The organism is Ruegeria sp. HKCCD7303, assembly GCF_013111185.1.
Taxonomy (GTDB): Bacteria; Pseudomonadota; Alphaproteobacteria; order Rhodobacterales; family Rhodobacteraceae; genus Ruegeria.
On record NZ_WVRE01000004.1, the window covers coordinates 144,490 to 159,203 of the forward strand.

The following is a 14,714-nucleotide window of genomic DNA, read 5'->3' on the forward strand; positions in this document are numbered from 1 at the left end:
TTTGCAGTTATCCAGATTGGTATTGCTAGTGTTTTGCAAATTTGCGGAAAAGGTCTTTGGTTGAGCAAGTCGAGCGGGTAGTGTCGCGCCAAATTTAATAGGGGATACTCGTCATGAAAGACATCCTTTCTGAGTTGGAAGACCGCCGCGGCAACGCACGACTGGGCGGTGGGCAGAGACGGATCGATGCCCAACATTCACGTGGCAAGTTGACGGCGCGTGAGCGGATCGAGTTGTTGCTGGATGAAGGCAGTTTTGAAGAATTCGATATGTTCGTCAGCCATCGCTGCACCGAATTTGGGATGGAAAACCAAAAGCCTGCAGGTGACGGGGTTGTCACCGGCTGGGGCACGATCAATGGCCGTATGGTCTATGTGTTCAGTCAGGATTTCACCGTCTTTGGTGGATCGCTTTCGGAAACCCACGCACAGAAGATTTGCAAGATCATGGATATGGCGGTGCAGAATGGAGCACCTATCATCGGGATCAACGACTCGGGTGGGGCGCGAATCCAGGAAGGCGTTGCCTCGCTGGCAGGGTATGCCGAAGTGTTCCAGCGCAATATCACGGCGTCCGGCGTCGTTCCGCAGATCAGCGTAATCATGGGCCCCTGCGCCGGTGGCGCGGTTTACAGCCCGGCGATGACCGACTTCATCTTCATGGTCAAAGATTCGTCTTACATGTTTGTGACCGGTCCCGACGTTGTCAAAACCGTCACCAACGAGGTCGTGACGGCCGAGGAACTGGGTGGTGCTTCGACACATACCAAGAAGTCTTCGGTTGCGGATGCGGCGTTTGAGAACGATGTCGAGGCTTTGGCAGAAGTCCGTCGACTGGTGGATTTCCTGCCGCTCAATAACCGCGAGAAACCCCCGGTGCGCCCCTTCTTTGACGAGCCCGACCGGCTTGAGCCGTCGCTGGACACTTTGGTTCCGGACAATCCCAACACGCCCTACGACATGAAAGAGCTCATTACCAAGATTGCGGATGAGGGCGACTTTTACGAGATCCAGGAAGACTTTGCCAAAAACATCATCACCGGCTTTATCCGTCTAGAGGGTCAGACCGTTGGGGTCGTTGCCAACCAGCCGATGGTACTGGCGGGATGTCTGGACATTGACAGCTCGCGCAAGGCGGCGCGCTTTGTGCGTTTCTGCGATTGTTTTGAAATTCCGATCCTGACATTTGTGGATGTTCCGGGCTTCCTGCCGGGCACGCAGCAGGAATATAGTGGTGTGATCAAACATGGCGCGAAGCTGCTTTATGCCTATGGCGAGGCGACAGTGCCCAAAGTGACCGTGATCACGCGAAAAGCCTATGGCGGTGCTTATGTGGTTATGGCGTCCAAGCACCTGCGCGGTGATTTCAACTATGCCTGGCCTACAGCCGAAATCGCTGTGATGGGTGCAAAAGGCGCAACTGAAATCATTCACCGTGCTGACCTCGGAAATGCGGAAAAGACAGCACAGCACGTCGCGGATTACGAAGATCGGTTTGCGAATCCCTTTGTTGCGGCCGAGCGCGGCTTTGTCGATGAGGTGATCATGCCTCAATCGACCCGCCGCCGCGTGTCCCGGGCATTTGCCAGTCTGCGAGGTAAGCAGCTGAAGAACCCTTGGAAAAAGCACGACAATATCCCGCTGTGATCAATCCGGGGCAGCGCAGCCTGCCCTGGTGTTCCTTCACGCCGTCCGGCTGAAGTTTGGGCGAATATTGCCCAAAATTGAGGCGGAATTGACAAGAATCGGCAAATAGTTGAATGATCCGACCCGTTAGACATAGATCAGCGCAGTTCAAAAGCACTGCGCGCGCGATCCCGGAAGGAGGAGCTTGCCCTTGGCGAGTCCGGGGTCGCGCCATTTGTCTGATGTTCAGTGCGCTCTGTTCTCCGGGTCTTGCTCAATCAGATGCGCCGTTGCCGGTACCCTCGGGCCAACCTGTGCATTTGGATGACGTTCTGCTTGATAACAATCCGGGCGAGTTGTGGGTGCGCTTTCGTTTCATTGCGCCAAGGATCGGCGGGACGGTAGGGCGGATCACTTATGATGTGGCGTCCAAGGATATGGAGCACTTGTGCCAAATTCTGGCGGTTCCCTATGTGGCGGAACATGAGCTGCAGCCTGCGCGGGTTGTCATTTCGTTGTCGGACAGACCGCTGGAATTTGGCGATGTCGCCCCGGACGCGACGCAATTTTTTGAAGCCTACCGGCTGGAGCAGTCCCGGTGTATCTGGGAGGGGCTTTGATCATGAACTTTTCCCGTCATGAAGTCAGAGCATCTCAGACCAACGGTGCGGCTTTGGAGGTGCGCAACATGATTCCATCCCTTTTCGGGCATGATTTGTCCTTGTCTGTACGTGTTAAGCCGGGGGTGCTGACATGTTGAAGCATCGTGGCTTCCCCGGTCGCCTGACCGGTACGGATTTTCAGTTCACCATTCGTCGCGCCAATCCAAAAGGTGTGACGCCTCTGACCCGTCGGGAACGGTTTCGCGATCGCAGGCCTGCTGACAAGCGCGCAGATACCGCGTTCATGGAAGCGCTTTGGGTTCATTTCGGTGATCAGCCGTTCGAACGGGGCAACCTGGATGCAGGTCGCCTGAGCTGGTTGTTCGGGCGCGAGGTGGTTCCTGCAGAGGATCCGTTTGATCCGGCCAGTTATGATGCACTTTTGGTCATTGATGTGGATGCGGCTCGCGCATCCTTTCCTGATGTCATCGACGAGTTGGGCTGATTTTGACATTGGCTACCGCATATCAGAGAGCCGAACCCGGTGTTGCGGCGATCCTGCCCAAAGCCGGGCAGGATCTATGTGCGGTGTCAGAAGTTCAGCTGAGCGGCAAGCTGAACGCGATTGCCATCAAAGGTACGGCCGGTGGACGCGTCGTTCCGCTCACCATAGATGTACTCGGCGCTGAGGGTCAGATTGTCGGTCGCCTTGTAGAACGCGTTGACGTGGATCGTTTCCAGCTCGGTGAAGGACAATGTGCCGGTCGAGGTGGGAAGGTCATAATCTTCGCGACCATATGCAATGCCGACATTCCACTTCGGACTCAGGTCTTGTCTGAACTCGATAGTGTAGCCGTCAACATCATTCGCCTGACCTCCGACAATCGCATCTCCAATGCCGACGAGGTATGGGCCAAGGGCCTCACCCGTTACATAGTTGACCTGGAACAGCCCGCCTTGCCACGGGCGTACCGAGGCAGAGGCAGTAAAGCCTGTTTGGTCAACTTCAACACTGCCGGAATTGGCTTTGCCGTAAAGCACCGCACCGCGTGCGATGTAGGTGCCGTCGTTGTATTCCGCCGAGGCCGTGAGGACCGGATCGTCAGAGTTCGAACCGCTGACATTTTCTTCGACCGAAACGGCAAACTGAGCATTGCTTCCAAGCTGTACAGTGTAACGCAGCTGCGGAACACGGGCGAAGGCGATGCCGACCGGGCCGTTGAATTCGACCGAGGTAGGATAGGAATCAAGCGGTTGGAAGTTGGTCCAGTACTGACCGATCAGGTACTGGTCCCCGATCGTGATGTTTGCGTGACGCACACGCAGCTCAGCGGTACCACCCGAGCCGAACAAGTCAAGTTCCAACTGCCCGCCGATGTCTCCGATTCCGCTTGGCGTCGAGGTGCGCAATCCGATCCGCGATTGGCGCACCGTGGCGCCAAAGGTGCCATCAGTCGCGGCAGAAGGTTCACCGATGACGTTCACGAAGGCTGTGTCGCCCTGATCGAATTCGAAGTCATAGAAGAAATCGGCCTTGACGTAACCGTAAACGTCCAAAGTGGTGTTACCGATCCGAAAATCTCCGTCGGCGGTGCTGTTATTCGCGGATTCCAGCGCCTCGACCCTCGCGCGCAGTGCGTCGAGCTCGGCTTGGGTCTGGGCTTCCTGAGCATAAGCAAGGGTGCTGGTCACACTGAGTGCAGAGGCAGCAAGCAGGAGTGCCTTCAGTCTTGTAGTCGTCATGTGGGTATTTCCTTGTGTGCGAGTGTGCAAACCCAACGTTTCACGCGTTCAGTAGCGACGGAAATCACAAGGGTGAGACGAAAAACTATAATTTTCTCAAGGAATTGTGTGGCTGAAGCTAAGAAAAATCACGACTGGGTGAACCGATCTGTCAACCATATGAATCCAAATACGATTTTGCTTATCAAAAAAGTGTCATGCCGTGATGCCGCGTGTGTAAAGCTTCTGTGCGAGGAGCCGGTTTGTAACAGAAATTTGACGGGCAAGATGGCTTCGCTATCCGTGGGTCGTAAAAGAGGTTTCGGCGCAAACTTGCGCGAGGTCTCGCTGCATGGGCAGATTCCAGCCGAGACAACGCGCAGAAACAATGCTGTGTTTTCTGGTGAGATTGTGGCGTGCAAGGTGAACGAGCCGTGCGGCTCTACTTTGCCTGCGCCGCACGTGCACCTACTATTCCGTACCCCTTCCTCACGCGGGCAGGCTTGTGTTCCCCACAAAGACCTGTCCGCGTTTTTCTTTTTGCGAGAACGCGGCGAACAAAGGCAAAAACCTGCACAAATTCTGCCTGTACACTCTTTGATATTGAATAACAGTCTGCGTTTCGCGCATCTGACGCCCAACAAACCAAGAAACCAAAAAGGGCAGATATCATGCGAATCTCACGGCTCATCTTTGTTGCGACGATCTGCGCGGGCTTGGCTGCGTGCGGCGACACCACAGGCGAACAGGCTATCCTGGGTGGTGGGGCCGGCGCTGTCGGCGCAGCCGTCCTCAATGCCGACCCGCTTTTCGGCGCGGCCGTCGGCGCAGCGGGCAACGTGCTTTACTGCAAAACGCAGAACACCTGTAACTAACGCATCATTTTGGGGGCGCCTTTCGTCCCGTCCGTCATCGCGCATCACGCCGTCGCGGGGATCGTTCCCTGCGGCGGCGTTTTGCGTTTCCAGAACACCAAGCCAAAGGACGTTCCATGTTCAATAAGATCCTGATCGCCAACCGGGGCGAGATCGCCTGCCGGGTCATCAAAACCGCCCGCAAAATGGGTATCGGCACAGTTGCCATTTATTCGGACGCGGACAAGAACGCGCTGCATGTGTCGATGGCAGATGAAGCCGTGCACATTGGGCCGCCGCCAGCCAATCAGTCTTACATCGTGATCGACAAGGTCATGGACGCTATCCGCCAAAGCGGTGCACAGGCCGTTCACCCTGGTTATGGCTTCCTGTCGGAAAATGCCAAATTCGCCGAAGCGCTGGAAGCCGAAGGCGTGGCCTTTGTCGGCCCCCCGAAAGGCGCGATCGAAGCGATGGGCGACAAGATCACCTCGAAGAAAATTGCTCAGGACGCAAATGTTTCGACGGTTCCAGGCTACATGGGCTTGATCGAAGATGCGGATGAGGCGGTCAAAATCTCGAATGAGATAGGTTATCCGGTCATGATCAAGGCCAGCGCCGGGGGCGGTGGTAAAGGCATGCGGATCGCGTGGAACGACGAAGAAGCGCGCGAGGGCTTCCAGTCGTCCAAGAACGAGGCCGCGAACTCGTTCGGGGATGACCGGATTTTTATCGAGAAATTCGTCACCCAGCCGCGCCACATCGAAATTCAGGTTTTGTGTGACAGCCACGGAAACGGGATCTATTTGGGCGAGCGCGAATGCTCGATCCAGCGCCGGAATCAGAAAGTAGTGGAAGAGGCACCGTCGCCATTTCTTGATGAAGCAACCCGTAAGGCGATGGGCGAACAAGCTGTGGCCTTGGCCAAGGCCGTGGGTTATTCCAGCGCAGGTACGGTGGAATTCATCGTCGATGGGGAAAAGAACTTCTACTTCCTCGAAATGAACACCCGCCTGCAGGTGGAACACCCGGTCACTGAGCTGATCACAGGCGTTGATCTGGTGGAACAAATGATCCGCGTGGCCGCTGGTGAGCCATTGTCGATCACGCAAGACGACGTGACGCTGACTGGCTGGGCGATTGAAAACCGCCTGTATGCGGAAGATCCCTATCGCAACTTCCTGCCCTCGATTGGCCGTCTGACCCGTTATCGCCCACCGCAAGAGGTTGCGGCTGGTCCGATGCTGGTCAACGGCAAATGGCAGGGCGACGCGCACGAAGGTGAAGCGGCAGTGCGCAACGATACCGGCGTCTACGAGGGCGGCGAGATCAGCATGTATTACGACCCGATGATTGCAAAACTCTGCACCTGGGCACCGACCCGCGAAGCCGCGATTGAGGCGATGCGCGTTGCCCTGGACAGTTTCGAGGTTGAAGGCATTGGTCACAACTTGCCGTTCCTGTCTGCTGTGATGGACCACCCGAAGTTCATCAGTGGTGACATGACCACGGCTTTCATTGCCGAAGAATATCCCGATGGGTTTGAGGGCGTATCCTTGCCCGAAGATGACCTGCGCCGGATCGCGGCGTCCTGTGCGGCCATGCACCGTGTGGCCGAAATCCGCCGCACCCGCGTGTCGGGTCGGATGGACAATCATGAACGCAAAGTTGGCAAACGCTGGGTTGTATCGCTGGAAGGTCACGAATTGCCGGTTCAGGTGAACGCTGACAAAGAAGGTGCAACCGTCAAGTTCGAAGATGGCTCGACCCTGCGTGTGGCCTCGGATTGGACGCCGGGTGATCAACTGGCCGTATTAGATGTCGATGGCAGCCCGTTGGTTCTGAAGGTGGGCAAGGTTTCGGGCGGGTTCCGCATTCGCAACCGGGGGGCCGATTTGAAGGTTCTGGTGCGCCGTCCGCGTCAGGCAGAGCTGGCCAAACTGATGCCAGAAAAACTGCCGCCGGATACCTCGAAAATGCTGCTGTGCCCGATGCCAGGCCTGGTCGTGAAGATCGACGTGGAAGTCGGGCAAGAGGTACAGGAAGGTCAGGCGTTGTGCACGATTGAGGCGATGAAGATGGAGAACATCCTGCGCGCCGAGAAGAAGGGCACTGTTGCCAAGATCAATGCTGGTCCCGGCGACAGCCTTGCCGTAGACGAAGTGATCATCGAGTTCGAATGATCATGAAGACGCTTTCGACACATCTTCCAAAGGCTCCGGCGTGCCACGCCGGAGGCCGTGGAGGTGTCGAAAGTGTTCAGCCACCCTCGCGCCGTTCGCGGATTTCGCGCTCACGCAGGGGTGTCTTGTCGATTGATCGGCCGATCTCGCGAACGCTCCAAGGGGAGGGTTTGCGTAGTTTCACCACGCCGTCTTTGTCGACAAACACCATCTGGAACCCGCGCGGGCGCAGTTGCGCCCTGATCGGGGATTTCGCTGACGGGTCGGTATCAGTCAAGACCACGACGTCCCGGTCACGCATGGCCTGTTCGCCATCCAATAGCATGTCGATCTGTTGTTGGAATCGCGGGTCGGCTGGCGTGTCTGCAAAGACAACGATAGGGCGGTTGACCCATAGAAAATCGCTGAGTTCGCTGTCGCCTGCCGGGCGAACAAAGCTGTCATCTGATGGTGCCGTGCCGTCCGCCGCCCAAGCGGCCAGCGGGATTAGTGCCGAGAAAACAAAGGCAAGCGTGCGAGTCATGTGGCCTCCTGTTCTTTCGAATATAGCCCCTGTCTCCGCGATTGCGACTGACGATTTACGCAGAACACTCAAAATTTTGCGCTTGCGCCCCGACGCAATTGTCAAGCGCATGACCTAAATGCGGACGTTTTGCGACGGCCGCCACCCGAATTGACGAGAGGAAATCGAAATGACCGACACGAAGGACTGGAAAGCGCTGGCCGAGAAAGAGCTGCGCGGACGTCCGTTGGACGATCTGACCAAGGAAACGCTGGAAGGCATCGCCGTCAAACCACTTTATACGCAAGAAGATACAGCAGATCTGCCGCATATGGGCTCGCTGCCGGGCTTTGGCCCGTTTACGCGCGGGGTGAAGGCGACGATGTATGCCGGTCGTCCGTGGACGATCCGCCAGTATGCGGGCTTTTCGACAGCCGAGGAGTCAAACGCCTTCTACCGCCGCAACCTGGCAGCAGGTCAGCAGGGTGTCTCAGTCGCTTTCGATCTGGCCACGCACCGTGGTTATGACAGTGATCACCCGCGTGTTGTAGGCGATGTGGGCAAGGCCGGTGTGGCCATCGACAGCGTGGAAGACATGAAGATCCTGTTCGATGGTATTCCGCTGGATAAGGTCTCGGTCTCGATGACCATGAACGGTGCGGTGGTTCCGATCCTGGCCAGTTTCATCGTTGCGGGGGAAGAGCAGGGCCATGACAAATCGGTGCTGTCCGGCACTATTCAGAACGACATTCTGAAAGAGTTCATGGTGCGCAACACCTATATCTATCCGCCCGAGCCGTCGATGCGGATCATTTCGGACATCATCGAATACACCTCGAACGAGATGCCGAAATTCAACTCGATCTCGATCTCGGGCTATCACATGCAGGAGGCCGGGGCGAACCTGGTGCAGGAATTGGCCTACACGCTGGCTGATGGGCGTGAATACGTCCGGGCCGCGACAGAGGCCGGAATGGATGTGGACAAGTTCGCGGGTCGTCTGTCGTTCTTCTTTGCCATCGGCATGAACTTCTTCATGGAGATCGCCAAACTGCGCGCGGCGCGGACCCTATGGCATCGCGTGATGACCGAATTCGGTGCAAAATCCGAGCGATCAAAGATGTTGCGCACTCATTGCCAGACCTCGGGCGTGTCGTTGCAGGAGCAAGATCCCTATAACAACGTGATCCGCACAGCCTATGAAGCGATGAGCGCGGTTCTGGGCGGCACCCAGTCGCTGCACACCAATGCTCTGGACGAGGCGATTGCGCTGCCGACGGACTTTTCGGCCCGCATCGCGCGGAACACCCAGTTGGTGTTGCAGGAAGAGACCGGTGTGACTGATGTGGTCGATCCCTTGGCGGGCTCCTACTATGTCGAAAGCCTGACCAATGAACTGGTCGAAAAAGCCTGGGCGCTGATGCAAGAGGTCGAAGAAATGGGCGGTATGACCAAGGCCGTCGCCTCGGGTATGCCCAAGCTGCGCATTGAAGAAAGCGCCGCGCGCCGTCAGGCCATGATCGACCGGGGCGACGAGGTGATCGTCGGTGTCAACAAATACCGCAAGGAGCAGGAAGATCCGATCGACATTCTGGATGTCGACAACGTTGCGGTGCGCGAAGCACAGGTCGCGCGACTGGAACGTATCCGCGCAACCCGCGATGAGGCCGCGTGTCAGGCTGCGCTGGACGCGCTGACCAAGACCGCTCAAGAGGGTGGAAACTTGCTGGCCGCCGCGGTTGAGGCCGCCCGCGCCCGCGCATCCGTAGGAGAGATCAGCATGGCAATGGAAAAAGAGTTCGGCCGCCACCGTGCCGAAGTGAAAACCCTGGCCGGTGTGTATGGCGCGGCCTACGAAGGTGACGAAGGCTTTGCCGCGATCCAGAAGTCCATTGAAGAGTTTGCCGAAGCTGAAGGGCGTCGCCCTCGTTTGCTGGTGGTCAAGATGGGACAGGACGGTCACGACCGGGGTGCCAAGGTCATCGCCACGGCCTTTGCCGATATTGGTTTTGACGTCGATGTTGGGCCTTTGTTCCAGACACCTGCCGAGGCCGCGCAGGACGCGGTGGACAATGACGTGCATGTGGTCGGGATTTCCTCGCAAGCCGCCGGGCACAAGACGCTAGCCCCGCAGTTGGTCGAAGAGCTCAAGAAAGCCGGGGCAGAGGATATTATCGTCATCTGCGGTGGCGTGATTCCGCAGCAGGATTACCAGTTCCTCTACGATCACGGCGTAAAAGCGATCTTTGGGCCGGGCACCAATATTCCCGAAGCCGCGCAGGACATCCTGCGTCTGATCAACGAAGCGCGGGGCTAAACAGTGGCCAAGATTTTTCGTCGAAAAATCTTGTGATCTCGCGCCGATGGCGGAAACATGCGACCAGACCTGATTGGGTCTGGTCGAATTGTTTTTAGGAGGGGCGCATGTTGCTCGATCATCTGGCCGTTGCAGGCGAAACGCTGGAAGAAGCATCCGCACATGTCGAACAGGCTTTGGGCGTTGCGTTGCAGGCGGGCGGCAAGCACGAGAAGTTTGGTACCTATAATCGACTGCTGGGGCTCAAGGATGGTCTGTATCTTGAGGCGATTTCCATCGATCCTGACGCCCCCCAACCAGAACGAACCCGCTGGTTCGATCTGGACCGGTTTACGGGCAAACCCCGCTTGAGCAACTGGATTTGTCGCGTGCCAGACATCGAAGCCTCGCTGTCGGTGTTTCCCGATGGTATCGGGACACCGATTGATCTGACTCGTGGTGCCCTGAGTTGGCGTATGGCCGTGCCGCCGACCGGCCGACTTCCGTTTGACAACCTTTTTCCCGCGTTGATCCAGTGGCAGGGCGATCTGCACCCGGCGCAGATGTTGCAAGACAGCGGTTGCCGCCTGCGCAGGCTGGTCGTGTTCCACCCGGATGCGCTGACACTGGCCACACATCTTGGCGCGTTGGACTGGGTGGTGTTCGACACTGGGCCAGCTGCCTTGCGGGCCGAGGTTGATACCCCGCACGGTCTGCGCGTGTTGGAATGAAGGTTCGCCCCGCACAGCCAGCAGATGCGCTTGCGATTGCCGAGATCGCCAATCAGATCATTCGCGAGACGCTGGTCACGTTCACCACCGATACTCGCAGCGCTGAGAGTATCGCCGAAGATATCCACGCCCGAGGTCCCGGGTTTCTGGTTGCAGAAATTGAAGGCCGCGTGGTCGGGTTTGCGACCTTTGGACCTTTCCGCTCGGGCCCGGGTTATGCGCATAGTTGCGAACACTCCATCCAATTGGCGCCTGAAGCGCGCGGCCAAGGCGTGGGCCGCGCCCTGATGGTCGCACTGGAGAAAGCTGCGCGAGCCAAGGGGGTCCACGTCTTGGTTGCTGGTATCTCATCCGCAAACCCGTCTGCTGTTGCATTCCACGCAGCGTTGGGGTTCGAACAGGTCGGGGTTATGCCTCAAATCGGTTACAAATGGGGGCAGTGGCTGGATCTTGTGCTGATGCAGAAAATTCTTTCCCCGGATTGATCTATCGCACCTGACAGTCCCGAATTGTGGCGCTAGGGTACGCCCATGTCGATTTGGACTCGCATATCAGACGCTCTTAGCGCACTTGCACAGGGCGAAAGCCTGACCGCTGTTTTTGAAAAGCTTCGCTCACCGCCTGAACGCTCGGTGGCGTTTACGATTGCCGTCATTGCGCTGGGCGCAAAAATGGCTAAGGCAGACGGGCAGGTGACGCGGGACGAGGTCACAGCCTTCCGCGACGTGTTCCAGATTGCACGCGAGGATGAGGAGGGCGCGGCGCGGGTTTTCAACATGGCGCGCACGGATGTGGCCGGGTATCAGGATTATGCCCGCAAGATCGCCCGGATGTTTTCCGAAGACAGCACCACACTGTGCGACCTGATGGAAGGGCTGTTTCACATTGCGATGGCCGACGGGTTCTATCATCCCAATGAGAATGAGTTTTTAGAAGAGGTCAGCCGCATCTTTGGCCAAACAGATGCGCAGTTTTTGGCCTTGCGTGCGCGGTTTGTGCCGGACGCACCCAACGACCCATATGTGGTTCTGGGAGTATCCCGGGATATGCCCGTGGCCGAGATCCGCAAGGTCTGGCGTCAGCTGGTGCGCGAGACACACCCGGACGCCATGATGGCACGCGGGGTCCCCGAAGAAGCGATCCGGTTGGCTGAAAAGAAGATGATCGACATTAATCGCGCCTGGGACGAGATCAACGGCGCGGCGGCCTGAGGGGATGCGGTTGGCGACCTATAATATCGAATGGTTCGCCAATCTTTTCGACAAGAATGACGCCCTTATTGTCGATGACAGCTGGTCCGGCAGGCACGATGTCACCAAAGCGCAGCAAGTTGAGGCAATTGCCAAGGTTCTAACCGCGATGGATGCCGATGCAGTGCTGATTGTCGAGGCACCGAACACCGGCAAACGACAAAATACAGTGCGTGCTTTGCAAGGCTTTGCCGAGGCATTCGAACTGCGCACCGCCGATGCGGTGATGGGCTTTGCCAATGACACACATCAGGAATTGGCACTGCTGTTTGACAGAACTGTTCTGAGCGCACGTCACGATCCAAAAGGGGGCATTGAAGACGGGTCGGCTCCTCGGTTCGACGGTGAATTCAGAATTGATCTGGATGTTGACGCGACCGAAGACATTGTTGAGTTTTCCAAACCGCCAATGGAACTGGCGCTGACGACTAAGGCAGGCAATGAAGTCAGGCTTATTGGAGCACATCTGAAATCAAAGGCGCCGCATGGGGCAGAGTCCAGGGACGAAGCGATCCGAATCTCGATTGCCAATCGTCGCAAGCAGCTAGCGCAGGCAGTTTGGTTGGCCCGAAGGGTTGAGACGCATTTAGAACAGGACGAGTCTGTCATTTTGCTGGGGGATCTGAATGACGGGCCGGGGCTGGATGAATTTGAACACCTCTTTGGGCATTCATCTGTTGAGATTTTGCTGCAGTCCGGGCTGTATGATCCGCACGCGGTCAGGGCACATGAATTTCGGCCAGGTTCGATCCCGTCCACTGCGCGCTTTGCGCGCCCCGAAGAGGGCCGATTTCTGGAGGCGCTTCTGGATTACATCATGATTTCCCAAGATTTGCGTGCCTTTGATCCCGTCTGGCGTATTTGGCACCCATTTCGGGATACTGTTTGTTGGTCTGAACCCGAAATGCGGCAAGCGCTGTTGACAGCTTCGGATCATTTTCCGGTCACTCTGGATATTGACCTGTGATCTTTGCAGCCTCTGCCCAAAGGTTTATATCAAGGCTATGAAACGGATTGTTCTGATCAGCATCGTGTTGGCATCATTTGCAATGCCAGCTTCGGCCCAAGAAGACACTGGAAAATCCCTGATGGAGCAGGGAGCCGAGTTATTTTTCGAAGGGCTGCGCAAGGAAATGGAACCGGCGCTGGATGACTTGCTTGGATTGGCGGATGAGTTCGGCCCAGCCATGCAGTCGTTCTTGCAAGAGATGGGCCCGGCGCTGGCGGAACTGGCAGCTCAGGTCAAGGATTGGAGCGCCTATGAGGCACCCGAGATCCTGCCCAATGGCGACATCATCATCCGCAAAAAGCCGGTTGAAGACCTGCCTGAACATGAAAACAAGGACGAAGAGAACCCCGAGGGCACAACTGATATCTGAGTTTGCCTCAGCCCTTGATGATCACCTGCGTTTCAGATTTCAGGGCGCTTGCCAGCGAGTTCAGGCGTGCCTCGGCCACTTCGCTGAACAAAGGTGCCGCAGCCTCGGGTAAATACAGTTCTAACTCGCGCTTTTTCGGATAGAATTTCAGGCGCCCCATATTGGCTTCGTTGTGCATCCAGAGCATTGCGCCAAATCGCATGGCTTTTCCCAGAATTTCGGCCTGCTTCTGGTCTTTCTCGTCTAGCAACTCATACAGGGGCGTAAACCGGTTGCCTTCGCGTTTGTTCTTGTAACGATGTTGCAGGGCCAACCCGATAAAGACACGCTCGGAATGTTTCAAACCCCCAAGATTGGCGCGAGTGACATTGTCAAAGCAAACCTCGGCCCGATAATCGGGATGAGCGCGCCAACTGACATCGTGCAGCAGGCACGCGGCCTGAATCAGGCGTACGCGGCTGGGCGGGGCAGATTTGAACAGCGGCATGACAAAGTCATACAAGTTGCGGCCAAAACCAGGCAGACGCGCATCCTTTGCTTCGGAAAAGCGGCTGGCTTCGATCAGGGGGTCGCGGTCCCGCAGTTCCTGCGGCATCTGTTCATACAGCAACCCTTCGCGGATGCCATAGCTCGAAATCGCGATATCCTTGGGTTTGAAGGTTCGGATCAGCCGGGCCAGAACATCCATTGCATAAGGAATCAGCGACATACGAGAGCTTGAGACCCCAGCCTCGCCACGCAGTTTTTCGTAGTCGCTTTTTTCTATGAACTTGATGGTATCGCGCACTTGTTTGGTGGTCATTCGGTATTCGTGCAGCACGTTCAGCGGATAGCCCCGCCGCAGCATGTCCAGTCGCGCAAAAGCTCGCCAACTGCCTCCGACCAGAAACAGGCGATCTCGCTGCGGACCCATCTGATCGCGCAACTCTTCCATTGTTGACTTGATATGCGCCTTTCGGGCTCGTCGCCCGCCTTTGATGTCGCGCAGCTTCAGAGGGCCTAGGGCAGAGGTCACGCGACGACCAACCTGACCATCGCCGATTTCGGCTAATTCCATGGACGAGCCGCCAATGTCGCAGATCAGGCCGTACGCACCGGGCCAGCCTAGCAACACGCCTTGTGCAGACAGACGTGCCTCTTCCGCGCCGTCGATTACGGCCACATGCAACCCGGTTTCTGCCTCGACCTGTGCACAGAAATCCGGGCCGTCTTCGGCCTCACGCACCGCAGCCGTGGCCACCACATGCAGCCCGGGCAGATCCAGATCCATCGCCAGATGCTGGAATCGCCGCAGCGCCGCCAGTGCACGGTCACGCCCGCGTGGGTTTAACCGGCCCGTCTCGGACAGGCCCGCGCCCAGTTCGCACATCACCTTTTCGTTGTAAAAATAAGCCGGCGACCGGGCTGCGCCGTCGAAGATCACCATCCGAACCGAGTTCGACCCCACATCGACCACTCCGACCCGCGACAGGGCACGTGTGCCAGGGTCGTCGAACAAAGGTTTTCCGAAAGGTCCCCAGTCCGGGATGTCGGTTTCGACGGTCTGATCCATGTGTCTTCCAGATAGTGC

The 14,714-nt window shown here is 57.2% G+C and carries 14 protein-coding genes; 11 read left to right on the top strand and 3 right to left on the bottom strand.

The genetic code is table 11. The features are described 5' to 3' along the window. The first annotated feature begins 113 nt into the window (after positions 1-113). From GS630_RS12535 to GS630_RS12545, 3 genes are all read left to right on the top strand, one after another. On the top strand, positions 114-1,646 hold the full coding sequence (locus tag GS630_RS12535) for an acyl-CoA carboxylase subunit beta (protein WP_171620587.1): 1,533 nt from the start codon (positions 114-116) through the stop codon (positions 1,644-1,646). Between the two features lie 269 nt (positions 1,647-1,915). Further along, on the top strand, positions 1,916-2,245 hold the full coding sequence (locus GS630_RS12540; RefSeq protein WP_253284444.1) for a DUF6497 family protein: 330 nt from the start codon (positions 1,916-1,918) through the stop codon (positions 2,243-2,245). 133 nt (positions 2,246-2,378) lie between these two features. After that, positions 2,379-2,732 carry a hypothetical protein gene (locus GS630_RS12545; RefSeq protein WP_171175437.1) on the top strand — a complete coding sequence of 118 codons (354 nt, stop codon included), beginning with the start codon at positions 2,379-2,381 and terminating at the stop codon, positions 2,730-2,732. Positions 2,733-2,818: 86 nt separating this feature from the next. On the opposite strand, the gene GS630_RS12550 is transcribed toward GS630_RS12545, so the two are convergent. Beyond that, positions 2,819-3,970, bottom strand: coding sequence for a DcaP family trimeric outer membrane transporter (locus tag GS630_RS12550; protein ID WP_171620589.1), 1,152 nt, complete (start codon positions 3,968-3,970; stop codon positions 2,819-2,821). Between the two features lie 650 nt (positions 3,971-4,620). Between GS630_RS12550 and GS630_RS12555 the strand changes: the two genes are divergently transcribed. Together GS630_RS12555 and GS630_RS12560 are read left to right on the top strand one after the other, a co-directional pair. Next, positions 4,621-4,824 carry a hypothetical protein gene (locus GS630_RS12555; protein ID WP_171175434.1) on the top strand — a complete coding sequence of 68 codons (204 nt, stop codon included), beginning with the start codon at positions 4,621-4,623 and terminating at the stop codon, positions 4,822-4,824. A gap of 116 nt (positions 4,825-4,940) precedes the next feature. Beyond that, the gene (locus GS630_RS12560; protein WP_171237216.1) at positions 4,941-6,986 is read left to right on the top strand and encodes an acetyl/propionyl/methylcrotonyl-CoA carboxylase subunit alpha; all 2,046 of its coding nucleotides are present in this window, start codon (positions 4,941-4,943) and stop codon (positions 6,984-6,986) included. 76 nt (positions 6,987-7,062) lie between these two features. On the opposite strand, the gene GS630_RS12565 is transcribed toward GS630_RS12560, so the two are convergent. Beyond that, a complete protein-coding gene (locus GS630_RS12565) occupies positions 7,063-7,509 on the bottom strand; it encodes a DUF4174 domain-containing protein (RefSeq protein ID WP_171175430.1) in 447 nt (148 codons plus the stop codon). Between the two features lie 169 nt (positions 7,510-7,678). Here GS630_RS12565 and scpA point away from each other — a divergent pair, with 169 nt between their 5' ends. The 6 genes from scpA to GS630_RS12595 all read left to right on the top strand — a co-directional run bounded on the left by scpA (position 7,679) and on the right by GS630_RS12595 (position 13,144). Then, positions 7,679-9,805, top strand: a complete 2,127-nt coding sequence (gene scpA / locus GS630_RS12570) for a methylmalonyl-CoA mutase (protein WP_171620591.1) — start codon at positions 7,679-7,681, stop codon at positions 9,803-9,805. A 107-nt stretch (positions 9,806-9,912) separates the two neighbouring features. Continuing rightward, positions 9,913-10,515, top strand: coding sequence for a VOC family protein (locus GS630_RS12575; RefSeq protein WP_171235486.1), 603 nt, complete (start codon positions 9,913-9,915; stop codon positions 10,513-10,515). Then, on the top strand, positions 10,512-11,000 hold the full coding sequence (locus GS630_RS12580) for a GNAT family N-acetyltransferase (protein WP_171175424.1): 489 nt from the start codon (positions 10,512-10,514) through the stop codon (positions 10,998-11,000). The genes GS630_RS12575 and GS630_RS12580 overlap by 4 nt, the downstream gene beginning before the upstream one ends. 45 nt (positions 11,001-11,045) lie before the next feature. Then, a complete protein-coding gene (locus GS630_RS12585; RefSeq protein ID WP_171175422.1) occupies positions 11,046-11,726 on the top strand; it encodes a molecular chaperone DjiA in 681 nt (226 codons plus the stop codon). A gap of 4 nt (positions 11,727-11,730) precedes the next feature. After that, on the top strand, positions 11,731-12,732 hold the full coding sequence (locus GS630_RS12590; RefSeq protein ID WP_171237220.1) for an endonuclease/exonuclease/phosphatase family protein: 1,002 nt from the start codon (positions 11,731-11,733) through the stop codon (positions 12,730-12,732). Positions 12,733-12,769: 37 nt separating this feature from the next. Continuing rightward, positions 12,770-13,144, top strand: a complete 375-nt coding sequence (locus tag GS630_RS12595; protein ID WP_171175418.1) for a hypothetical protein — start codon at positions 12,770-12,772, stop codon at positions 13,142-13,144. 7 nt (positions 13,145-13,151) lie between these two features. Here the strand turns inward: GS630_RS12595 and GS630_RS12600 are convergent, their stop codons facing one another. Further along, complete coding sequence (locus GS630_RS12600) at positions 13,152-14,696, bottom strand: Ppx/GppA family phosphatase (protein WP_171175416.1); 1,545 nt, start codon at positions 14,694-14,696, stop codon at positions 13,152-13,154. Between the last annotated feature and the right edge of the window lie 18 nt (positions 14,697-14,714).